Genomic DNA, 22,658 nt, shown 5'->3' with positions numbered 1-22,658 from the left:
GTGTTGCTACGCCGGGATGCCTAGCCATTGGTCGCGAACCCGCCATTATCGACTCTGACTTGATAGTCCGGGCTGTCGGCTTGCAGTTGGCGCAGGCGCGCCAGCGGGTCCTGCCGGTAGAACAACGCCAGCTGCGCGTATACCGCCGGGAAAGCCTCGGCGAGCAGGTCCGGGGCGCTGAAGAAATATTCGCTGGTAACGGCAAAGAACTCAGCCGGGTCTTCCGCCGCGTAGGGGTCGATGGTGGTTTCGGCCTCGGGGTGGGCGTCCAGCTCGGCGTTTAGCTGATCGAAGGCGCGCTGCATGGCTGTGGCCCAATCCTCAATGCGCATGTTGCTGTGCAGCGGCGGCAGGCCATTGGCGTCGCCATTTAACATGTCCAGCTTGTGTGCCAGTTCGTGAATCACCAGGTTGTAGCCATCCCACTGGCCGCTGGCTAACACGCCGGGCCAGGCGAGAATCACCGGGCCTTGCTGCCAGGCCTCGCCGCTGTGTTCACCCTCCCATTCATGCACCACGCCGCTGGCGTCGCGGTGGCGTTGCGGGCTGACGAAATCATCCGGGTAGAGCACGATTTCATGAAAACCCTGGTACCAGTCGAGATCGGCCAGGTGCAGCAGCGGCAGCTCGGCCTGCACCGCCAGCAACAGGCGGGCGTGGCTATCTAGCTCGACGCCGGGTAGCGCGGTCAGGTGTTTGTGATGCAGAAACAGCACGGCGCGTTCACGCAGGCGCTGCTGCTCGGGGCTGTCCAGGCCATCGAGTATTGGCAGCTGTTGCTGCACGGCGAGCCACTGCGCAGGACTGACGGGGTAACGGGCAAGGAGGCGCTGGCGACGCCAGGCACGGAGCGACCACATGGACTCTGCTCGGCGAGTAGAAAGCGCCCACCATAAGCCGAGGGGCAGTGCCGGGCAAGTCGGCACAAAGGCTGCAATAGCTTGGCTGTGCGCGACCTGGGAGGGCTGCCAATGTCGATCGAGCCTCTGCATCATCCCGCCGTTAAACTGCTCTGTGGCCAGGGTATTGACCTGCCAAGCCAGGCTGCACGGGCTCGCGCGATTTGGCTGCCGGGGCGCGAAGGGCGCGCTCCGGTGTTATGGGGGGCACTGCTCTGGGCGCGCGATTGCACTGATGTAGTGCGAACGCTGGAGGCCTATCTGGATGGTCTGTTAGCGGATTGCACGTGCACCCCGGCTGGCTGGAGCGAAGCCCAGGCGGCGCGGCAGGTGTTGGCAGGGTTTAATCAGCAGCTGTTTCGTCAGCATCAGGCCGGCCACAGGCTGGCGCAGTTAGATGCCGGATTGCTGTTGGTACAGGGCGCCCAGGTGCAGTTTCTTCAGGCCGGGGCGATTGGTTTGTTGCGCCATCAACATGGCAATGCCCGCAGCCTGGCTGGGCGCGAGGGTATGCAGTTGGGCGCGCAGGCCGAGCTGGCGCTGGTGCAGCACAGCCTGACCCTGACCCCGGGCGAGCTGTTGCTGCTGGCGCCGCAGCCTTTGTTGGATGTGGCCGATTTGCAGGGGCTGCGTACTGCCGCGCCCGCGCTGAGCGATGACGCTCTGTCCGCGCTACTGGCGCCCCTCATGCAGGCGCCTGGTGCCGCAGCCTTGTTGCAGTTGGGGGAAGCTGAGGTTGCACCGACATTGGCGCAACGCCAGCCCTGGCCCGTCGTGGGCTCTGCACACCCTGGCCTGCAGCTGGATGGCTGGGTGCTGCTTTCGGCCTGTAGCTATGGTCCGCCTGGGCGAGTATTTCGCGCCACCGATCCACGCGGTCGTGAGGCTATTGTATGGCTGGCCGAGCAGGCGGCGGATGAGGTTTTCTGGCAGCGCGAGTGGGTGTTGCGTTGCAGCCCGGTGACTGGTTTGGCGCAGATATTGTCCTCGCATCAGCCGCGCGAGCATGCCTTCTGGTTGTTCGAACCGCCCGCCAAAGGCATGCGGAGCCTGGTCGATTGGCTGGCAGCCCATGGGCCGCTGGATGCTGTGACGCTGCTGGTCATGCTCGAACAATTAATTGCTGCGGTGCGTGGCTTGCAGCGGCGAGGCATGCAGGGGCTGTGGCTGAATCCGCGCAATATCCTGGTGGGTGATGGCAGCCGGGTGTTGTTGCTGCCTGAATATGCTGCGCTGTTGCCTGGGGTGGCGCCGCAGCGCTTGCCTCAACAGGCGGTGCCGTTGGCTCCCGAAGCGCGATGTGGGCGGATGTTGGAGGGGCGTGCCGACCAGTTTGCCTTGGCGGCACTGGTTTATTGGTTGTTCTGCGGGCGCTGGCCGGAGGCTGCGCAGCCGGACGCCGGTTACAACAGCCGCTATGTGCCGCTGTCGCACTACCGCGCGCAGGTGCCGGCGGGTTGGGATGGGGTGCTGGCGCGTGCCCTGGCGCCTCGGCCGGAGGCCCGCTTCGAGGCGCTGTCGGAGTTTGAACGGGCGTTGCGTCAACCGTTGTCCCAGCACTCTGGCCCCATGCTGCGCGCACGGCACTATCGCCCGCATTGGCGCCTGGGGTTGCTGGGCCTGCTGGTGCTGCAATTGGCAGTGGGGTTGTGGCTGAGCCTGGGCGGTTGAAGCACGTACCGCCTGCGACGCATTGAGCGTCGCCGGCGTCGTGTAAGGCTTAGGGGGCGGTGAAGTCTTCGCTGATCGACAGAACAAAACTCTTGAACTCGGTATCTTCCTTGAAGCCGATGGATTCGTAGAGTTTGTGCGCAACTTCGTTATCGACGCTGGAGGCCACGCGCAGACGCACGGCATTGGTTTCTTTAGCCATTTGCTTGGCCGTCTGGATCAGGCGGTCGGCGACCAATTGACGGCGTGCATCCTGGCAAACGTAGATGTCGTTAAGAATCCACACGCGCTTGAGCGAGAGCGAGGAGAAGCTCGAGTAAAGCTGGCAGAAACCGAGAATTTTGTCTTCGTCATCGGCCATGGCCAGGTAGATCACTGACTCTTTACGGCTGATGCGTTTTTCTAGAAATTTTCGCGAGGAGTCAGGGTAGGGCAGTTGGCCGAAGTGCTCGCGGTAATCCACGAACAGGGGGGTCAATTGATCCAGATGCTCCAGGGTCGCTTGGACGATGCGCATGGTGAGCCTCTACTTCAGTCATGTGGATGGCTTTGGCAACACGGCAGCGCTGCCTGCGAACGACCCGATGCTGCCTAAAGCTTTTGGAAAGTGCAATCCAAACAAGCGTTTGGCTGGAATTGCCGCCCGCCAGGCGTATGCAGTGCACAAGGCAGTCGACTCTGGATTACCGTGGGAGAGGCTTTAGCCGCGACGCTTTAGCATTTCAGGCTAGTCGCGGCTAAAGCCCCTTCCACATAGCCGGGCACTGCAGCCGCCGATTAGGGCGGCCTAACCCAGCAAGAAATTTTCGCGTTGCTCTCCTCCCGCCAGCAGCGGCACCTCGGCCTCATCCTTCAAGTTGACCCCCGACAGTTGGCGCCTGTAAGCCTCACGCATCAGGTACAGCAGGCGGTGGCTGGCCATGGCGTAGCTCAGGCCTTGCGCGCGTACGTTGGAAATGCAGTTGCGGTAGGCGTCGGTCAGGCCAATCTTGGGTGCATAGGTGAAATACAGACCCAAGCTGTCCGGGGAGCTAAGGCCAGGGCGTTCGCCGATTAAAATCACCACCATGCGCGCGCTCAGCCGCTCGGCCACTTCATCCGCGACAGCGACGCGGCCCTGGCTGACCAAGGCTACGGGGGCCAGGCTCCAGCCTTCGGCTGCGGCCTGTTCGGTGATGCGCTCGATCATGGGCAGGGCGTTGCGGTGCACGGCCAGTGCGGAGAGGCCGTCTGCGACGACGATGGCCAGGTCGTAACCGTCCGGGTTGTTTTCGCGGTGCTGGTCCAACACTTCGGCGGACTCATGGCTCAGGCGCCGGCCCAGGTCCGGGCGCTGCAGGTAGGTGTCACGGTCTTTGGCGGCGCTGTGCAGCAGCAGGCTTTGCCGGTGCTGGCTGGCGAGACCGGCAGCCAATGCCGCATGGTCGAACGGCAGGTGCACGGCATCGCGGGCCTGGGCGTGGGCAAACTGGAAATCCAGCTGGGCGCGGGTCGGCATACTGGTGCCGGCGCGGCCGAGGGCGATGCGCGCCGGGGTCAGGTTGCGCAGTTGCTGCCAGGGGTTTTCGCTGGCGCCGCTGAGTGGGCTGTCATCGTACATAAGCGGCTCCTTAATTAACCAAGCTGCGCCAGGGCCTGACGAAACGCCGGCGGCAGGCTATTGCCCATGCGCGGAGGCCCGTCGGTCTGAGTGAAAATACCCATGCGCTGCAGCCAGCCTTCGAATTCGGGGGCCGGTTTCAGGCCCAGGCTCTGGCGGGCATACAGGGCGTCATGAAACGAAGTGGTCTGGTAGTTGAGCATCACATCGTCGGAACCGGGAATGCCCATGATGAAATTGATCCCGGCCACGCCGAGCAGGGTCAGCAGCACGTCCATGTCGTCCTGATCGGCTTCGGCGTGGTTGGTGTAGCAGATGTCGCAGCCCATCGGCAGGCCCAACAGCTTGCCGCAGAAGTGGTCTTCCAGGCCGGCGCGGATGATCTGCTTGCCGTTGTACAGGTACTCCGGGCCGATAAAACCGACCACGGTATTGACCAGAAATGGCTTGAAGTGGCGAGCCACCGCATAGGCGCGGGTCTCGCAGGTTTGCTGGTCGAGACCATGGTGAGCGCCGGCGGATAGCGCGCTGCCCTGGCCCGTTTCGAAGTACATCAGGTTGTCGCCCAGGGTGCCGCGCTTGAGGCTCAGGCCGGCGTCGTAACCTTCCTGCAGAATCTTCAGGCTGACGCCAAAGCTGGCGTTAGCCGCCTCGGTGCCGGCAATCGACTGGAATACCAGGTCCAGCGGCACGCCACGGTTGATCGCCTCGATCGAGGTGGTGACGTGCGTCAGCACGCAGGCTTGGGTGGGGATTTCATAGCGCTGGATGATGCCGTCGAGCATCTTCAGCATGTCGCTGATCGAGCTCAGGCTGTCGGTGGCCGGGTTGATGCCGATCATGGCGTCGCCGTTACCGTACAGCAGGCCATCGAGAATGCTCGCGGCGATGCCCGAAGGCTCGTCGGTCGGGTGGTTCGGTTGCAGGCGGGTGGACATGCGCCCGCGCAGGCCGACGGTGTTGCGAAAGCGGCTGACCACGCGGATTTTCTGCGCGACCAGCACCAGATCCTGCACACGCATGATTTTCGATACCGCGGCGGCCATCTCCGGCGTGAGACCGGGGGCGAGGGCGCGCAGGCTGGTTTCATCGGCAGCATCACCGAGTAGCCAGTCACGAAAGCCGCCAACGGTCAGATGGCTGACCGGAGCGAAGGCGGCGGGGTCATGGCTGTCGATGATCAGTCGAGTGACTTCATCCTCTTCATAGGGAATCAGCGCCTCAGTCAGAAAATGCTTGAGCGGAATATCGGCCAGGGCCATCTGCGCCGCAACGCGCTCGCCGGCATTGCTCGCGGCAACGCCGGCGAGAAAGTCGCCAGAGCGCGCCGGGCTGGCCTTGGCCATGACCTCGGCGAGGCTGTCGAAGCGGTAGATTTCACCACCTACCGTATGTTGAAAACTGGACATCGCGTGTCTCCAAAACCCCGCGCTGGCAGAGCGGGATAAGCTGCGCCAGCGCGGTGGGTGTTACTTGAGCGCTGCCTCGGCTTTACCGATGGCGACGAATTCTTCTTCCGGCGTACCGGCCACCAGGTGATGGCGGCTGTACAGGGCGAAGTAGGCTATCAGTACGGCGTAGATAACCGCAGCGCCAATCACCACGCGTGGGTCAACGAGGAAGCCGGCAACCACGGCCACGCAGGCCAGCACCAACGCGATGCCCGAGGTGACGATGCCACCTGGGGTGCGATACGGGCGATGCATCTCCGGACGGCGCACACGCAAGGTGATGTGCGCGGCCATCATCAGCACGTAGGAGATGGTAGCGCCGAACACTGCGACCAGAATCAGCAGGTCGCCCTGGCCGCTCAGTGACAGAGCAAAGCCGATCAGGCCGGGCACAATCAAGGCCAATACCGGCGCCTTGTTTTTGTTGGTCAGCGACAGCGAGCGCGGCAGGTAGCCGGCACGCGAGAGGGCGAAGATTTGCCGAGAGTAGGCGTAGATGATTGAGAAGAAGCTGGCGATCAAGCCGGCCAAGCCGATCAGGTTGACGAAGCTGCTCATCCAGGTTGATTCACCGTAAGCAATGGTCAGCGCTTCCACCAGTGGATTGCCCGAGGCCATCAGTGCGTTAGCACCTGCGCCACCTGGGCCAATCAGCAAAATTGCCAGAGCGAAAACCAGCAACACCAGCATGGCGCCAATCAAGCCGCGCGGCATGTCGCGCTGCGGGTTGCGGGTTTCTTCAGCGGCCAGGGGCACGCCTTCGACGGCGAGGAAGAACCAGATCGCATAGGGAATCGCCGCCCATACGCCGACATAGCCGAACGGCAGGAAGCTGCTGGCGCCTACGGCCTCGGTGACGGGGATATCGAGCAGGTTGGCGACCGAGAAGTGCGGCACCATGGCGACGATAAACACACCGAGGGCAATGGCGGCCACGGCAGTGATGATAAACATCAGCTTTAGCGCTTCACCCACGCCGAAGATGTGAATGCCGATAAACAGCACATAGAAGGCCAGGTAGATCGCCCAGCCGCCGATGCCGAACAGCGATTCACAGTAAGCGCCGATAAATACCGCAATGGCGGCAGGCGCAATGGCGTACTCGATGAGGATCGCGGTGCCGGTAAGAAAACCGCCCAAAGGCCCAAAGGCGCTGCGGGCAAAGCCATAACCGCCGCCGGCGGTGGGGATCATCGAGGACAGTTCGGCCAGGGAGAAGCACATGCACAGGTACATCAGCGCCATCAGCAGGGTGGCGAGAAACATGCCGCCCCAGCCGCCTTGGGCGAGCCCGAAGTTCCAGCCGGCGTAGTCGCCGGAAATGACGTAGGCAACGCCTAAGCCGATCAGCAAGACCCAGCCGGCTGCACCTTTCTTCAACTGCCTGCTTTGGAAATAGTCGGCATCGACCTGCTCTAAATCGGTGCCTTGCGGTAGACCTACCGCACTGGTTTGTTCTGCTGCCATGGGAGTTCCTTATCAACACGCTGGCCGCAGCGCAGGCCCGGCCAGGCGTGTAGGTATGTGAGGGAAGAGAGTTACCCGGTGGAGCAGCAACCGTTATGCCAACTGCGCCTCTGGACTAGACCTGAGGCGCGAGCTGGCAGGTCGATGTCGTTTTGCGGCATCGACTGCGGTTGCGCAGGCGCTTGGTAGCGCCTGCTGGGGCTAGAAAAAGCCCAGTGGGTTGGTGTCGTAGCTCACCAGCAGGTTCTTGGTCTGCTGATAGTGTTCGAGCGCCACCTTGTGGGTTTCACGGCCGACGCCGGACTTTTTGTAGCCACCGAACGCGGCGTGAGCCGGGTACAGGTGGTAGCAGTTGGTCCACACGCGCCCGGCTTTGATCGCCCGGCCCATGCGATAGGCGCGGTTGATGTCGCGGGTCCACAGGCCGGCGCCGAGACCGAACTCGGTGTCGTTGGCAATCGCCAGGGCTTCGGCTTCGTCCTTGAAGGTGGTGACGCTGACGACCGGGCCGAAGATCTCTTCCTGAAACACGCGCATCTTGTTGTGACCCTTGAGCAGAGTCGGCTGGATGTAGTAACCGCCACCCAAGGTGCCGCTGAGTTTTTCTACGCTGCCTCCGGTCAGCAGCTCGGCACCTTCCTGCTTGGCGATTTCCAGGTAGCTGAGGATTTTGTCGAACTGTTGCTCGGAGGCTTGAGCGCCAACCATGGTGTCGGTGTCCAGCGGGTCGCCGCGCTTGATCTGCTCAACCTTCTTCATCACCTCTTTCATAAAGGCGGGGTAGATCGACTCCTGCACCAGAGCGCGTGATGGGCAAGTGCACACCTCACCTTGGTTGAAGAAGGCCAGCACCAGGCCTTCGGCGGCTTTTTCGATAAAGCTTTGCTCGGCCTGCATGATGTCTTCGAAGAAGATATTCGGCGATTTGCCGCCCAGCTCCACGGTGCTCGGGATGATGTTCTCGGCGGCGCATTTCATGATGTGCGCGCCCACCGGGGTCGAACCGGTAAAGGCGATCTTGGCGATGCGTTTGCTGGTGGCCAGAGCTTCGCCAGCTTCTTTGCCGTAGCCCTGTACCACGTTGAGTACGCCGGGCGGCAGCAGGTCGCCGATCAGCTCCATCAGCACGCTGATGCCCAGTGGCGTTTGCTCGGCGGGTTTCAGTACCACGCAGTTGCCGGCAGCCAGGGCAGGGGCGAGTTTCCACGCGGCCATCAGGATTGGGAAGTTCCACGGGATGATCTGCCCAACCACGCCCAGCGGTTCATGGATGTGGTAGGCCACGGTGTTGCCGTCAATCTCGGCGGCGCTGCCTTCCTGGGCGCGCAGGCAGCCAGCGAAGTAACGGAAGTGGTCGGCGGCCAGAGGGATATCGGCGTTCAGGGTTTCGCGTACGGCCTTGCCGTTGTCCCAGGTTTCGGTGATGGCGAGCATTTCCAGATTGGCTTCAATGCGGTCGGCAATCTTCAACAGGGTCAGTGAGCGCTCCTGCACTGAGGTCTGGCCCCAGGCATCGGCGGCGGCATGGGCGGCATCCAGGGCTTTGTCGATGTCCTCGGCGCTGGAGCGCGGGAATTCGGCAATCGGCAGGCCGTTGACCGGTGAAATGTTGGTGAAGTACTGGCCTTTTACCGGGGCCACAAATTCGCCGCCGATAAAGTTGCCGTAGCGGGATTTAAACGAAACGAGTGCACCTTCGGTGCCGGGATGGGCGTAACGCATGCTGAGTGTCTCCTGGTTCTTATGCTTATTCTGGTGATACAGCGAAGAGCGCTGTGGCGCTTAACCAGAGCTAGAGCAAGCACCGGGCCAGGAGTTGTGAATGCCCGAAATAGAGCCTGTGCGTTGGTTTTTTAGGGTGGCTGTTGGCGGGCGTATGTATCGCCGGTGATACAGGGTGGGGTGACACTTTGTGCCAGGGGCGATACAAGCCGTGACTCGCCGGTCGGGCTGTCTTGCAATGGCTCGGCGGCTGGTAGATGCTCGGCTATCACGTGCACCTCCACAGTGGAGAACAATAACAATGCACAACTCAGCAACTCGTCACGCCCAGCAGGTGCTGACGGTGGCCCAAGGGCGCGGCCAACTCGCCGGTCCCGCAAGCGATTCTTCGGTGGCGCGCTCATGGCTGCGCTGCCTGCAACAGCATCACCTTGATCCGGCGCAGAGCATGCCGCCGGCGGTGATCGAGCACGCGCGGATGCTCGAGCGGCGCGAAGAGTTGCAGCAGGTGTTGGAAATTTCCAATAACGAGATGAACAGCCTGCATCGCCAGCTGGCCGGCAGTGGTCATGCCGTGCTGCTGACCGATGCGCGTGGGGTGATCCTCAATTGCGTCACCGAGCAGGCGGAAAAACGTACCTTCGAACAGGCAGGCCTATGGTTGGGCGCCGACTGGAGCGAGGCCTGCGAAGGCACTAATGGCATCGGCACCTGCCTGGTCGAACGCCAAGCGCTGACCATTCACCAGAACGAGCATTTCCGCAGCCGGCATACCGGACTGACGTGTTCTGCCAGCCCGGTATTCGACCCCCATGGCGAACTGCTGGCGGTGCTGGACGTGTCCTCGGCGCGGCATGACGTGTCGCGACAAAGCCAGTTCCACACCATGGCCTTGGTTAACTTGTCGGCCAAGGCGATTGAAGGCTGTCATTTTCTGCGCAGCTTTGAGAGCGAGTGGCTGTTACGTTTTCACGCCCAGGCCGAATACATCGGTCAATTCAGTGAGGGTTTGCTGGCCTTTGATGGCGACGGCCGGGTACGTGCAGTGAACCAGAGTGCGATCAACTTGCTGGGCTTGTCGCGTAAGCAGCTGCTCGGCCGCACATTAATAGAGGTATTTGACTGCCACCTGGATGACCTGCTCGGTCGCGCCTCGCCGCAGCCCAGCGCCAGTTGGCCGCTGTATACCCAGCGCGGTCAGCAGCTCTTCGCCATGCTCCGTGGTCAGCCACGGCGCAGGGTGCAAGCGTTGAACGCAGGAGGATTAGCGACCCCGGGCTTGTGCCTGGCCGATCCCGCGTTGCAAAACGATTTTCGCCGCGCGTTACGGGTGTATGAGCGTGATGTGCCGTTGTTGATCGGCGGCGAGACTGGCACCGGCAAGGAGGCCTTTGCCAAGGCTCTGCACCAGGTCAGCTCGCGTGGCGGCAAGCCCTTTGTCGCGCTTAATTGTGCATCGATTCCTGAGAGCCTGATCGAGAGTGAGCTATTCGGTTATCGCGGCGGCAGCTTCACCGGCGCACGCAAGGAAGGTATGCGTGGCAAATTGCAGCAGGCCGATGGCGGTACCTTGTTTCTTGATGAGATCGGCGACATGCCGCTGCCCCTGCAAACTCGATTGTTACGGGTGCTGGAAGAGCGTTGCGTCGAGCCAATTGGTGGCGCAGCGCAGGCCATCGATGTGCGGGTGATCAGTGCCAGCCACCGCGACCTCGCCGAGCGAGTGGCCAGCGGGCAGTTCCGTGAGGACCTGTTCTATCGCCTCAATGGCTTGGTGATTGAGTTGCCTGCGCTACGCGTGCGTAGCGATAGGCGCGAGTTACTGGATTTTCTTCTGGCTGAGGAAGCACGCGGGCAACCGGTGCGTCTCGATGAGCGCGCGCGCGAGGCACTGCACGCGTATCCCTGGCCAGGTAATGTGCGCCAGCTGCGTAATGTGCTGCGCACGCTCTGCGCGCTGTGCGAGTGCGGAGTGGTCAGCTATGGCGAACTGCCTGCGGAAATTCGCCATGCGCGACCGGCGCTTGCTCAGTTGCCCGCCCCCAAGCCAGACCAGCTGGGCGACGCCGAGCGGCAGGCCCTACTGGCGGTCCTAGAGGCGCAGCATTGGCACATGAGCCGCAGCGCTGAGCAGTTGGGCATTAGCCGCAATACCTTGTACCGCAAGCTGCGCAAGCATGGGGTGGCGCGCGCCATCTGAAAAGTTGCTTCCCCCCGTCAAGACTGCCCGATAAATGCTGGCGTATGGCCAGTTTTCCAGTGGATTTTGTCTAAACCAAGGGTTAGTCTCGGATGCACATGTTTTTTGGCGTCATTTTTTTCAATGCCGCCTTTTGCCGCTCAAGTTTGTGTTCAGGCAGCAGATAGCTAGCATTAACAGGGATGTGTCGAGCAGGGGCTGCCGCGGCTCTGCGGTGAGGGTTTGCCGGCCCGCGTGAAGCGTGGTGCGTCAAGTTCGACTGGGTTGGCGATAGCTGTGCGCCAAACGTTGCTGAATGTATTTATCGAGATCATTTATGTCGTTGTCGCTCACTGCCCCCGCCACCGTCTCAAACACCTTCGGTCACCTGTTTGGCACTGCCGCCGTTACCGGAGGCAGCCTGACCGGCGAAAGCTCGTTGTTTGGCATCGTCAATCTGGTGCTCCTGCTGCTGGTTGTAGGTGCCGGTTTTTGGTGGATGCACAGCAAGCATGCTCAGGCATTGGCGGCTGTGCGCCAGGCATTAGCCGCCAGTGAGGCGAAATGCCGGACGTTGGTCGAACCTGAAGTGTTGGCGCAACAGCAACAGCAAAGCCGCCAACAACTTGCCGAGTTACAGCACGCGCTGCAGCAGGCCCAGCAACAAGCAGAGCAAGAGCGCAATGCCTTGTGCCAGGAGCATGAGCAGACGCGACAGGCCCTCGAAGCAGAGCTGCACCAGCACACGCACAGCCGAAAAAATCGTTTGCACGAAATGAATAGCCAGATGTTGTTGATCAAGGCTGCGGTGCAAGAGTTGTTGGATGTCACCAGTACCATCGAGCGCTGGCATGAAGGCATGAACGGCATCATGGTGCACAACAAGATCATGCAGAAGCAGATTGGTGACTTTAAAAACATTGTTGGGCAGATCGCCATTCTGTCATTGAACGCCGCTATTGAAGCTGCACGTGCCGGCGAGTCTGGGCGTGGCTTTGCCGTAGTAGCTGACGAAGTGCGTAAGTTGTCTACCAGCGCCGAGACGCTCAACGAGGACTACCGCACTAACCTGAACAAGAATGCCTTGATCGCCACCCTGGCGTTTCAGGACGTGCAGGCCGGCGGCAATATGATTGTGACTGCCATTCATGGTGTGCAAAGTCAGGTCAACAGCCTTGGGCAAACCCTGCAAGGTGCTGACTAAACCATGCGTAAAGCCAATTACGAGCTCGAATCGACGCTCTACAAGCTGATGCAGGTGGCGCTGGAGCAAACCCTCAAGTCGTGTGACGCCGGTGTGCCCTGGGTCACCACCAAGGTAGAAGGGTTTGCCGAGTTGCAGCATGCGAGCTGTATTGTTCTTACCGTCTCGTCGTTCAAATTCAAGATCATGTGCTTGCTGCATCTTTCTATGGACGCGGCCAATCGCCAGTTTGTCGCGGATGCGCTGGGCAGCCCTGTCGAAGAGCTGCAGGAGTCTGAGTACAGCGACTACTTGCTGGAAATGAGTAACAGCTTCTGTGGCAACCTGAAGCGTCACTTGCAGAGCAGTTGCCCGCCGCTGGGCATGTCGACCCCCAACTTTCTCGATCGCCACTGCTTTGATGGCAGCATAAGCGTGCAGTTCGCCCACAGCGTGCATGTGCGTGCGCAAATGGCCGTTGGTGCGCCCTCACTGTTTGCCGCCAGTGCTATGGTCATCCTCAAGAATGACGGTGATCTGACGTTGCAGCACTACCACGAACATGTCAGTGAAATTGACAGCGAAGCGGACAGTTCCGGCGAGCTGGAGTTGTTCTAGTCCACCCGGTTTTTATGGCAGGGGTAGCGTAACGATGATTGGTTTTGACAGGCAGTTGGTGAGTAAGGTGTTGATCTTCGAGGATGTGGCGTCGGCCCAGGTCGAGCTCAAGGCCTTGTGTGCCGAGTATGGACTGATTGGCTTGAAACAAGCCCAGCACTCGGCGATGAACATGCTGGAAAGTAACATCGACCTAGGCGCCGTGCTGATTTCAGAAAGCTGTACGGACCCGGCCTCCGGCATTGCCGACGGGTTTGCCCTGGCTCGACACATTCATCAGTTACGCCGGGAACTCCCCATCTTTATCCGCCGCGAGGGTCGCAGCGATCTGGATGATTTGAGCCCAGAGGCGCGCAAGGGCATCGCGGGTGCCTATGACATCGAACGTCCCGAAAGCTTCAAGCTGCTGCTCGATCAGTACTTGGCCGACACCGAATACCCTATCTCGTTAATTCGCCGCATCGAAGAAATCACCCATAGCTCCTTGAATGCCCTGTTCCGCGATATCGAGGTGAGCAATGAGCTGCCTTATCTGGTCAAGGACAAGCTGACCTATGGCGACATCCTCAGTTTGTTGCCGGTCGAGGCCCCCTGGTTCAGCGGATACATGATGGTGCAATCCGAAGAGCAGCCGATGCTCGAGTTGATCAAGGACGGGCGGACGTCTATTGATGGCACGCATGTCGATTTTCGCGATGTGATGGGCATGCTGAGCGAGATTACCAACCTGGCATGGGGGGGGCTGCGCACCCGTTTACTCGCCCTGCATCCTGTGCAAAGTGGTGAGGAAACCCGTATCAGCGTCCCGATCACGGTCAATCAGTACAAAGAGTACATCTCCTTTGGCACCGACCGTTCTCAGCTGTGTTTCAAGTACACCTTGCGCGATCGTCACGATCGGCTGGCCCCGGTCACGCTGTACCAGAAGTTCATCTTCAATATCCGCTGGTCGCCAGAAGAGTATCGCCAGGCTGACGAAAACAGCGTGGAAGAGCTGGTAGAAAGTGGTTGTCTGGAGTTGTTCTAGATGACCCAGGGGCGCGGGCATTTCTAGCTTTTAGGCTTAACAATAAAAATAGGTAAGGCTGAATCCAATGGCACAAATACTCGTAGTAGATGACAGCGCTGCAATCCGTAACGAAGTGGCAGCATTCCTCAAAAATAACGGTTTTAGCGTTGAGGTCGCGGTGGATGGCAAAGATGGGCTCACCAAGCTGAAGATGGATTCGGCGGTCAAACTGGTGATATCGGACGTCAATATGCCGAATATGGATGGCTTGACCATGGCCGAGAAAATCCGCAGCGAATTGGGCAATCAGACCGTCAATATCATTATGTTGACCACGGAAAACGACCCCAATATGAAAAGCCGGGGTAAAGCGGCTGGGGTCAAAGGCTGGATTGTTAAACCCTTCAACGGCGCCAATGCATTAGGTGCAATTCAGAAACTGGTTGCCGGCTGACAGTAATACCTAGGTTGCACACGCGTCGACCCAGCGACCTTGGCCGGTCGTGTTGGAGGCCTCGCTTGCTAGTTGGAATATAAAAACAAAATATCCAATAAATGGTGGTTGCATGCCCAGTCTCAAATTGAGCTTCAACCAGAAAGTGGCGTTTGGATTTGCCATTATTCTGGTGTTGTTGACGATATCCGGCGGAATGTCATTGTGGACATTGAGTGACATCAGCCGGTCCAATCAACGGGTGCAGGAAACAGCGGTGCCCGTTGTTACCGAAGTCAACAAAGTGCAAATTCGCCTGCTCAAATTGGCTAATCTCAGCGCACTGGGCTTTAACGCGTTAAGCGAAGCGGATATTCGACCTTATCGCGATGACTTCGAGAGAGGGGCTGGGGAGTTTGCAGAAGGCTTCAAGCAACTTGAAAGCCTCGCTCAGGCGGACCCGCAACGTGCTGAGCTGGTCGCCGAAATTAAGCGTAATTACGAGGTGTACACCGCGGCCGTGCGCCAGATGTTCGACGCCAAACTTGCTGTGCTGGTGGCCAAGCAGCAGGCTGAAGATGAGGTTGCGGTGGTCATGGAGCGCTCCGACGATGTCGGTTTTGCTTTTATGGAAATCGTTAACGCCCGTGCGCCAAGCAAAGCCTTGGAAAAGGATTTGGAGTTGGCTCAGGGCTTTGCCAACCAGGCCGATGCCTTGATGGCAGGTGTGGCCAAGGCCGCCCAGGAAATTCAGGTCAGTGAAGCCAGTGACCGCCTGGAAAGCGCCCAGGATGACTTCGAGTTCATCATCAACGGATCGATGTCGTGGTTCGATAAGGCCGCCCCACTTTTCGAGCCCATGGATGATGCCAATATCATCCAAACCGCACGTGACAGCGTGGAGGCCCTGCGTGCACGGCTCAAAGCGCAACCGAGCCTTGTGGACTACAAAATTGAGCAGCTCACCCAGGCGGAAACTGCCCGCGAGCAGCTGAGTGCGTCCAAGGCCGCCGTGGAAAAATCGGTGACGGGGCTTGATGAGGTTTTGGTTTCGGCCGATGCGCAGTTCAATCGCCTGCAAGCGGAGCTCGGCGACAGTGTGAGCTTCGGGTTCAAAAGCACCATTATGATCTTGATCATTTTGCTGGCACTGGCCACGCAAAACTTCAACTCCATGCGCCTGGCTATTCGTAAAAAGATGATTGATCTGGCCAAGCTCAACGGCATAGGTGGCACCCTGGCCGCTGCGCGTGATCAGGACTCAGCACTGGAGCTGGTATTGCACGCCATGTACGAAAAAATCGGCATTGAGCGCGGTTCGGTGTACCTGTTCAACAAGGACAACGAGCTGGAGGCCAAAGCCTTCCTGCCGCCCAAGCAAATGGACGGTGCGCCTTCGGCGATTACCTTCACCATGGGCGAGGGCATCATTGGCCGTGCAGCGTCCTCGAAGAAAGCCTTGTTTGTACCCGATACCAGCCGCGACTCCACCTATGTGGGTGGTGAAAACGAGAAGTCCAAGGCATTGCTCTGCGTCCCGCTGGTGGACAAAGACATTCTTATCGGCGTGATGAACTTCTCCGGCGATGTCAACAAAGTGGTCTTCGCGGACAGCGATTACGAGTTTGTGGCCTCCGTGGCGCGTTCATTGGTGACCACCATCAAAAACATCCGCATGGTTGAGGTAATCGAAGAGCATAACCGCACCCTGGAGCGCAAAGTCGAGGAGCGCACAGCGGCGCTGAAACAGAAGAACGATGACATTGCCAACATGTTCTCCAACATGCACCAGGGGCTGTTTACCATCATCGAAGGCGGCTTGATCCATCCCGAGTACGCGGCGTATCTGGAAACCATTTTCGAGACCAAGGAAATCGCCAACCGTAACTTTGTCGATTTGATGTTCCGTAGCTCGACGCTTGGCGCCGACGTTATCGACGCGGCATCCACTGCGGTGGCGTCCATCGTGGGTGAAGATTCGATGATGTACGAGTTCAACTCGCACCTGCTGGTCACCGAACTGACGCTGGAGTTTGTCGATAAGCCGAACAAGCTGATTGAGTTGGATTGGGACCCGATCGTGGATGATCAGGACGTGATCACCAAATTGATGGTCACAGTGCGCGACGTCACTGCACTCAAAGCGCTACAGGCCGAGGCGGAAGGGCAGAAGCAAGAGCTGATGATCATTGGCGAAGTGCTCTCGGTAGATGCTGACAAGTTCAGCGACTTCATTGAAGGCTCCGAGTCCTTTGTCGGTAAATGCCGCACCATCATTGAGCAAACTCAACAGAAAGATCTGGGCAAGTTGGCTGAGCTGTTCCGCAATATCCATACGGTTAAAGGCAATGCGCGCACCTATGGGCTTAAGCACATTACCGACACCGTGCACCGTATCGAGAACACCTACGACCAGCTGCGTAAGAATGACGACATGCAATGGCAGCCGCAGGAGCTGCTCGGTGAGCTGGCGTTTGCCGAGCAAGCGATCAAGGTGTATCGCGGTATTTTCAAGGACAAGTTAGGCCGCGATGGCAAGCAAGGCATCGCTGGTGCGCGCGTTGATCGCGAGCAGATCAGCCGCCTGATGGAGAGCATTGCCGCCCTATCCAACACTGAGTTGCCGGCCAATGTGATCAATATTGTGCGAGATACCTACCACTCACTGGCCTCGATTGATGCCGAGCCGTTGGGTGCAGTAATCGCTGACGTGCTGACCTCGGTGCAGTCCCTGGCTGCTGAACTGGGCAAGCCGGCGCCGCGTATCGAGATAGCCGAGCATGATGTCTACACGCGCAGAGAAGCGCACAGCATGCTCAACAATATCTTTATGCATGTGCTGCGTAACGCGATGGATCACGGCATTGAGAGTGCTGCCGAGCGGCTATCTGTGGGCAAGCCTGAGCAGGGGTTGATTGGTATCGATACCCTGGAAAATGACGACGGAATAACCTTTGCGATACGTGATGATGGCCGCGGCATCGCCATCACTAAGCTGTTTGAAAAGGCGCTGGAGGTGGGCATTTATCCTGCCGGTACGGCGCGTCCATCGGCGCGCGAAGTGGCTAACTTGATCTTTGCCTCTGGCTTTTCCACTGCCGAGCAAGTCACTGAGGTGTCCGGGCGCGGTGTAGGTATGGACGCGGTGCGTGAGTTCCTCGAAGCCGAAGGTGGCAGTATTCAAGTGCAGTTGGATGCAGGCGATGAAGCCGCGGACTTCCGGGCGTTTACCACCTTGATTCACTTGCCGGCCAAGTTCTGCGTGATCCCGCCGGAGTTCGCCCAGGCGAGCTGATGTTCGACGTTGCCTCGCCACGATCGGGTGGCGGGGCGCTCTCCCTTTTTTGCTAGGCAGGCGCCCGTCTGCCAGCTTCTCGCGTGATAGCCCTGGCTGCTTGTGCAACGCTTTGTGGGCGACTGCTGTGCTAACCTGCGGCCATTCTGTTGTGGCCATTTCACAGGTTTTGAGGGCACCCATGCATATCCATGTTCTCGGTATTTGCGGCACTTTTATGGGCTCGCTTGCCGTGTTGGCCAAGGCCCTCGGTCACCGTGTGACCGGCTCTGACGCCAATGTCTATCCCCCCATGAGCACCCAATTGGAAGCCCAAGGCATTGAGCTGACTCAAGGTTACGACGCCGCGCAGCTTGAGCCTGCGCCTGATCTGGTGGTGATTGGCAATGCTCTGTCGCGTGGTAATCCTGCGGTGGAGTATGTTCTGAATAAAGGCCTGCCCTATGTCAGCGGTCCGCAATGGCTGGCTGATCACGTGTTGCAGGGCCGTTGGGTCATGGCCGTAGCGGGTACGCATGGCAAAACCAGCAGCTCGAGCATGCTGGCCTGGGTGCTGGAACATGCCGGGATGAGCCCGGGGTTCTTGATTGGTGGCGTGCCACAGAACTTTGGCATTTCCGCTCGCCTGGGTGACACGCCATTCTTTGTGGTGGAGGCCGACGAATATGACAGCGCTTTTTTCGACAAGCGCAGCAAGTTTGTTCACTACCGCCCACGCACCGCGATTCTCAATAATCTGGAATTCGATCACGCGGATATCTTCCCTGATCTAGCGGCCATCGAGCGTCAGTTCCATCATCTGGTGCGCACCATTCCTGGCGAAGGGCTGATCATTCATCCCACCACCGAGCCTGCGCTCAAGCGTGTGATCGAGATGGGGTGCTGGACGCAGGTAGCCACCACCGGTGAGGGTGGGCAATGGCAGGCGCACCTGCTCAGCGCCGATGGCTCGCGTTTCGAGGTGAGTTTCGAGGGCAAGGTTGCCGGCACCGTGGATTGGCAGCTGACCGGCCAGCACAACGTCGCCAACGCCTTGGCCGTACTGGCGGCGGCGCGGCATGTCGGTGTGGTGCCGGAGCTGGGTATTGCCGCACTGTGTAGCTTTATTAACGCCAAACGGCGCATGGAGAAGGTTGCTGAAGTGAATGGCGTGACCATCTTTGATGACTTCGCTCACCACCCGACGGCAATCGCCACCACCTTGGATGGCCTGCGCAAACGCATCGGTGATGCCAAGCTGATTGCCATCGTCGAGCCGCGCTCCAACTCAATGAAGCTCGGCGCGCACCGCGATGGCTTGCCTGAATCCGTGGCGCAAGCCGACTCGGTGTACTGGTATGCCCCGCCAAACCTGGGCTGGGACCTTGCAGGCGCCGTGGCCACTTCGACTGTACCGACCCAGGTTTGCGACTCGCTGGAAGCGATCATTGCCGGGGTAAAAGCCGAAGCAGCGCCGGGCACCCAGATAGTGGTGATGAGCAACGGCGGCTTCGGCGGCCTGCATGGCAAGTTGGCTGCAGCTTTGGAGGCATAAATGTCCGGACCTGAACGTATTACTTTGGCCATGACTGGCGCTTCTGGCGCTCAGTACGGTTTGCGCTTGCTCGACTGCCTGGTGCGCGAAGACCGCGAGGTGCACTTTTTGATTTCCAAGGCTGCGCAATTGGTGATGGCCACGGAAACCGACGTCATCCTGCCGGCCAAGCCGCAGGCGATGCAGATGTTCTTGAATGAGTACACCGGCGCTGCGCCGGGGCAGATTCGTGTGTATGGCAAGGAGGACTGGATGGCCCCGGCGGCCTCCGGTTCCGGCGCGCCCTCGGCGATGGTGGTGGTGCCCTGCAGCACGGGTTCCCTGTCGGCAATCGCCAATGGAGCATGCAACAACCTTATTGAGCGCGCGGCGGACGTGGTGTTGAAAGAGCGTCGTCAGTTGATTCTAGTGCCGCGTGAGGCGCCGTTTTCCAGCATCCACCTGGAGAACATGCTCAAGTTATCGAACATGGGCGCGACTATCCTGCCGGCATCACCGGGCTTTTATCATCAGCCACAAACCATTGATGACCTGATTGATTTCGTTGTGGCGCGGATTCTTAACTGCCTGGGTGTGCCGCAGGACATGTTGCCGCGCTGGGGTGAGCATCATCAAAGCACGCCTGATGAATAAGCGGCTGGCTTGCGCGCTAAGTGCTGTGTTGTTGAGCCTGACGGTCAGCGGTTGCGCCACTGTGCGCACCCTGGATGCGGCTAAGCCAGGAGCTCCGGTGGTGTATGCCGGTACCCGATTGAATCTGTATGCGCTGCAAGGGGGTTGCTGCGCGAGCGAGCGCTTCGGCGCCGAACCGCCAGTTTATCCGGCGGCTGACCTGCCCGTCAGTGCGCTGCTGGATACCCTGTTGCTGCCGTTGTCCCTGGCCACCGCTATTGGGCTAAACCTGGGCATCAGCGGCGGGCTATAACTCCGCTCAAGCATCCGGAATACGAGCACCCTTGTTCTGCCAGGTCGCGGCCACCGGCCAGTGCTCAAGGGCGTGCGCCGGCCCTGGCTTAGCGAACAAATAACCTTGAAAGCGCCTGCAGCCCATGTGCTGCAATGCATCGTACTGCTCCTGGGTTTCTACACCCTCGGCGGTGACTGCCAGGTTGAGGTTGGCGCCCAGCGCCAGGATGGTGCGGACGATGGCGGCGTCACTGGTGTGTTCGAGCAGGTCATGGACGAAGGATTGGTCAATCTTCAGCTGATCCAACGGTAGACGCTTGAGGTAGTTGAGCGAGGAGTAGCCGGCGCCAAAGTCATCCAGCGCCAGGAGCACGCCGCGCGCTTTCAGTTGGCTCATCTTGCCGATCAGTGTTTCCACATCCTCCACCAGCTGGCTTTCGGTCAGCTCCAGTTCCAATCGCTGAGGGTTCGCGCCGCTTTCTGTCAGGGCGGCAATGACATCCTCAACAAAATCGGGGTGGTGGAATTGCCGCGCACTGACGTTAACGGCCAGGGTGAGCTGGGCCAGCTGTGGGTGTGCGGCCCAGGCCACCAGTTGCAGGCAAGCACTGTGCAGAATCAGGCGGCCCAGGGGCAGAATCAGCCCGGTGCTTTCTGCCAACGGGATGAACTCGGCTGGTGGCACCAAACCGCGTGTGGGGTGTTGCCAGCGGACCAGGGCTTCGGCGCCGACCAGTTGCCCGTTTACGTCTACTTGGGGCTGGTAGTGCAGAATAAAATCGCGCTGGCCGAGGCTGTGGCGCAGGTCGACTTCCAGACGAGCACGGGCGTTGACCTCGGCCTGCATCTTTGGATCGAAGAAGCACAAGGCGTTGCGCCCGGCGGCCTTGGCCTGGTACATGGCCATGTCGGCCCGCTTGAGCACTTCATCAACCGTGCTGCGCTCACTGGGGAACAGCGCGATGCCGATACTGGCTGTGCTGATATGGCTGCGCCCTTTCAGGGCATAAGGCGCCGCCAGTGCGGCGTTGATCTTTTTACCGACATTTTCGACCTGTTGTCCGGCCTGCGCAGGGTTCAGGTTAAGGCCTTCGAGCATCAGCACAAATTCATCGCCGCCTAGACGGGCCAGGGTGTCTTGGGCGCGTACGTGATTGCTCAATCGCTCAGCCACTTGCTGCAGTAGTTGGTCGCCCATGTCATGGCCGAGGGTGTCATTGAGGTCTTTGAAGTTATCCAGGTCAATAAACAACAACGCGCCCTGTTGCAGGCCACGCGCATGCTTAGCCAGCGCCTGGTGCAGGCGATCTAGCAGCAGGCGGCGATTGGGCAGACCAGTGAGCGGGTCGTAGAAGGCCAGCTGGTTGATCTTTTCCAGGTTTTTTTTGTGCTCGGAGATGTCGGTGGAAATGCCGCATAAGGCGTAAATTTTGCCGTTGCAATCGCGCAGAGGCAGTTTGATCGAGTGAAAGACCCGCTCGCTGCTGCCGTCCAGGCTGCGGTTGATTTCTTCGGTCTCGACCCGCTCGCCGAGCTTGAGTACACGGCGATCGTTTTCATGCAGGTTGGTGGCCGTGTCGATATCGAAGAACTGCTCATCGGTCTTGCCGGTGACCTGCTGCACGTTCTGGCCGAACAACTCACACACCTTGCGATTGGCGTACTGATAACGCAGCTGTTCATCCTTGATGTAGATATAGGCTTCGACGCTATCGAGAATGGTGTTTAGGCGTTGCTCGCTGGCCTGCAGGTGTTGGGTTTTGTCTCTGATCTGGCGGCGTAACAGCAGGGCGCTCGCCAGGGTCACTACTAACAACGCAGTGAGGACCGCCAGCCCCCACCACACGCTGGTCGGCACCAGCAATCTAGGGCGCTCGCCACCCCAGCGCTGCAGGATCTGGTAGTACACCGAGTTGGGCGAGTCTTGCCAGTTCAGAAGGTGCTTGTCGATACGTGCCAGCAGGTCGGCATTGCTGCCCTTGCGAGTGGCGTAGAACAGCTGTGCCGGTAGGAACATCACCGAGCTGTTTTGCAGCTGGTACTCCTGCGCATGGAAGTCGCCAAAACGCTGGTTGGCCACAACCGCATCGGCCTGGCCTGCTGCAACCTGCGCAAAACCTTGCGGCAGGCTCTGTACGCCGATCAGTTGGGCCTTCAGACCAAAGCTGTGCAACAGCTCTTGCAGGTATTGTTCTTGCACCGAGCCTTGCAGCACGGCAATGCGCAGGTCTTGTAGGTCGATAATTGAGCTGAGCTGCAGGTTTTCTGCGCTGTACAGCTGCGACCAGCTGAATAGTGAGGGGATTTTATGGAAGTCGAGAGCCAGGGCGCGATTCTCGTTGAAGGCAACGTCGGGCATCAGATCGATGAGGCCGCGCTGCGTCAGCTCCAGGCAGTGTTGCCACTCGCAAGGCACCGGCCTCAGTTGCCAGTTTTCTTGGCGGGCAATTTCGTTAAGCAGCTCGCCAAGGATGCCGGAGAGCTTGCCATCAGTGCCCAGGAGCAGTTTCGGCTCATTGGCGTATACGCCAACACTGACCTGGCGCGGTTCAGCCCAGGCGGCCTGAACCATCAAGGTTAAGGCGCTTAGCGAGAGAAGCCAGCGAGCGAGCAGGGGGTGTAACAGGCGCTTCATGCGTGGGCCAACTTCCATTCGGTAGTCCATGGACTAACGATAGTCAGAATATGGCC

General features: G+C 59.5%; 16 protein-coding genes and 1 pseudogene. 10 read left to right on the top strand and 7 right to left on the bottom strand.

The genetic code is table 11. The features are described from left to right. Positions 1 to 20: 20 nt before the first annotated feature. Positions 21 to 860 (bottom strand): M90 family metallopeptidase, encoded by an 840-nt coding sequence (locus D8779_RS16095; RefSeq protein WP_136665503.1) that lies wholly within the window; start codon positions 858 to 860, stop codon positions 21 to 23. 111 nt (positions 861 to 971) lie between these two features. On the opposite strand from D8779_RS16095, the gene D8779_RS16090 reads away from it, so the two are divergent. Continuing rightward, a complete protein-coding gene (locus D8779_RS16090) occupies positions 972 to 2,570 on the top strand; it encodes a protein kinase family protein (protein ID WP_136665502.1) in 1,599 nt (532 codons plus the stop codon). Positions 2,571 to 2,619: 49 nt separating this feature from the next. On the opposite strand, the gene D8779_RS16085 is transcribed toward D8779_RS16090, so the two are convergent. The 5 genes from D8779_RS16085 to exaC form a co-directional block, all read right to left on the bottom strand. Then, on the bottom strand, positions 2,620 to 3,087 hold the full coding sequence (locus D8779_RS16085; RefSeq protein ID WP_136665501.1) for a GNAT family N-acetyltransferase: 468 nt from the start codon (positions 3,085 to 3,087) through the stop codon (positions 2,620 to 2,622). A 270-nt stretch (positions 3,088 to 3,357) separates the two neighbouring features. After that, on the bottom strand, positions 3,358 to 4,170 hold the full coding sequence (eutC, locus tag D8779_RS16080; RefSeq protein WP_136665500.1) for an ethanolamine ammonia-lyase subunit EutC: 813 nt from the start codon (positions 4,168 to 4,170) through the stop codon (positions 3,358 to 3,360). A gap of 14 nt (positions 4,171 to 4,184) precedes the next feature. Continuing rightward, a complete protein-coding gene (locus tag D8779_RS16075; RefSeq protein ID WP_136665499.1) occupies positions 4,185 to 5,579 on the bottom strand; it encodes an ethanolamine ammonia-lyase subunit EutB in 1,395 nt (464 codons plus the stop codon). 60 nt (positions 5,580 to 5,639) lie between these two features. Further along, a complete protein-coding gene (gene eat / locus D8779_RS16070; protein ID WP_136665498.1) occupies positions 5,640 to 7,088 on the bottom strand; it encodes an ethanolamine permease in 1,449 nt (482 codons plus the stop codon). Positions 7,089 to 7,289: 201 nt separating this feature from the next. Next, on the bottom strand, positions 7,290 to 8,810 hold the full coding sequence (gene exaC / locus D8779_RS16065; RefSeq protein WP_136665497.1) for an acetaldehyde dehydrogenase ExaC: 1,521 nt from the start codon (positions 8,808 to 8,810) through the stop codon (positions 7,290 to 7,292). A 301-nt stretch (positions 8,811 to 9,111) separates the two neighbouring features. Between exaC and D8779_RS16060 the strand changes: the two genes are divergently transcribed. The 9 genes and pseudogenes from D8779_RS16060 to D8779_RS16020 all read left to right on the top strand — a co-directional run bounded on the left by D8779_RS16060 (position 9,112) and on the right by D8779_RS16020 (position 19,986). Next, positions 9,112 to 11,010 carry a sigma-54-dependent Fis family transcriptional regulator gene (locus D8779_RS16060; protein WP_136665496.1) on the top strand — a complete coding sequence of 633 codons (1,899 nt, stop codon included), beginning with the start codon at positions 9,112 to 9,114 and terminating at the stop codon, positions 11,008 to 11,010. Between the two features lie 295 nt (positions 11,011 to 11,305). After that, positions 11,306 to 12,017, top strand: a pseudogene (locus D8779_RS20705) (methyl-accepting chemotaxis protein); the annotation flags it as partial. A 179-nt stretch (positions 12,018 to 12,196) separates the two neighbouring features. Then, positions 12,197 to 12,790 (top strand): hypothetical protein, encoded by a 594-nt coding sequence (locus D8779_RS16050; RefSeq protein WP_136665495.1) that lies wholly within the window; start codon positions 12,197 to 12,199, stop codon positions 12,788 to 12,790. Positions 12,791 to 12,824: 34 nt separating this feature from the next. Continuing rightward, complete coding sequence (locus D8779_RS16045) at positions 12,825 to 13,817, top strand: chemotaxis protein CheX (RefSeq protein ID WP_167492588.1); 993 nt, start codon at positions 12,825 to 12,827, stop codon at positions 13,815 to 13,817. 67 nt (positions 13,818 to 13,884) lie between these two features. Continuing rightward, on the top strand, positions 13,885 to 14,253 hold the full coding sequence (locus tag D8779_RS16040) for a response regulator (protein ID WP_136665493.1): 369 nt from the start codon (positions 13,885 to 13,887) through the stop codon (positions 14,251 to 14,253). A 112-nt stretch (positions 14,254 to 14,365) separates the two neighbouring features. Then, positions 14,366 to 17,527 carry a GAF domain-containing protein gene (locus tag D8779_RS16035; RefSeq protein WP_136665492.1) on the top strand — a complete coding sequence of 1,054 codons (3,162 nt, stop codon included), beginning with the start codon at positions 14,366 to 14,368 and terminating at the stop codon, positions 17,525 to 17,527. A 181-nt stretch (positions 17,528 to 17,708) separates the two neighbouring features. Then, positions 17,709 to 19,061, top strand: a complete 1,353-nt coding sequence (gene mpl / locus D8779_RS16030) for a UDP-N-acetylmuramate:L-alanyl-gamma-D-glutamyl-meso-diaminopimelate ligase (protein WP_136665491.1) — start codon at positions 17,709 to 17,711, stop codon at positions 19,059 to 19,061. Beyond that, positions 19,062 to 19,694, top strand: a complete 633-nt coding sequence (ubiX, locus tag D8779_RS16025) for a flavin prenyltransferase UbiX (protein WP_136665490.1) — start codon at positions 19,062 to 19,064, stop codon at positions 19,692 to 19,694. It begins immediately after the preceding gene. Then, a complete protein-coding gene (locus D8779_RS16020; RefSeq protein WP_136665489.1) occupies positions 19,687 to 19,986 on the top strand; it encodes a YceK/YidQ family lipoprotein in 300 nt (99 codons plus the stop codon). Before ubiX ends, D8779_RS16020 begins: the two co-directional genes overlap by 8 nt. Positions 19,987 to 19,992: 6 nt before the next feature. On the opposite strand, the gene D8779_RS16015 is transcribed toward D8779_RS16020, so the two are convergent. Beyond that, the gene (locus tag D8779_RS16015) at positions 19,993 to 22,602 is read right to left on the bottom strand and encodes an EAL domain-containing protein (protein WP_136665488.1); all 2,610 of its coding nucleotides are present in this window, start codon (positions 22,600 to 22,602) and stop codon (positions 19,993 to 19,995) included. Between the last annotated feature and the right edge of the window lie 56 nt (positions 22,603 to 22,658).

The organism is Pseudomonas leptonychotis (assembly GCF_004920405.1).
GTDB lineage: Bacteria > Pseudomonadota > Gammaproteobacteria > Pseudomonadales > Pseudomonadaceae > Aquipseudomonas > Aquipseudomonas leptonychotis.
This window is presented reverse-complemented; position numbering and strand designations above follow the sequence as displayed.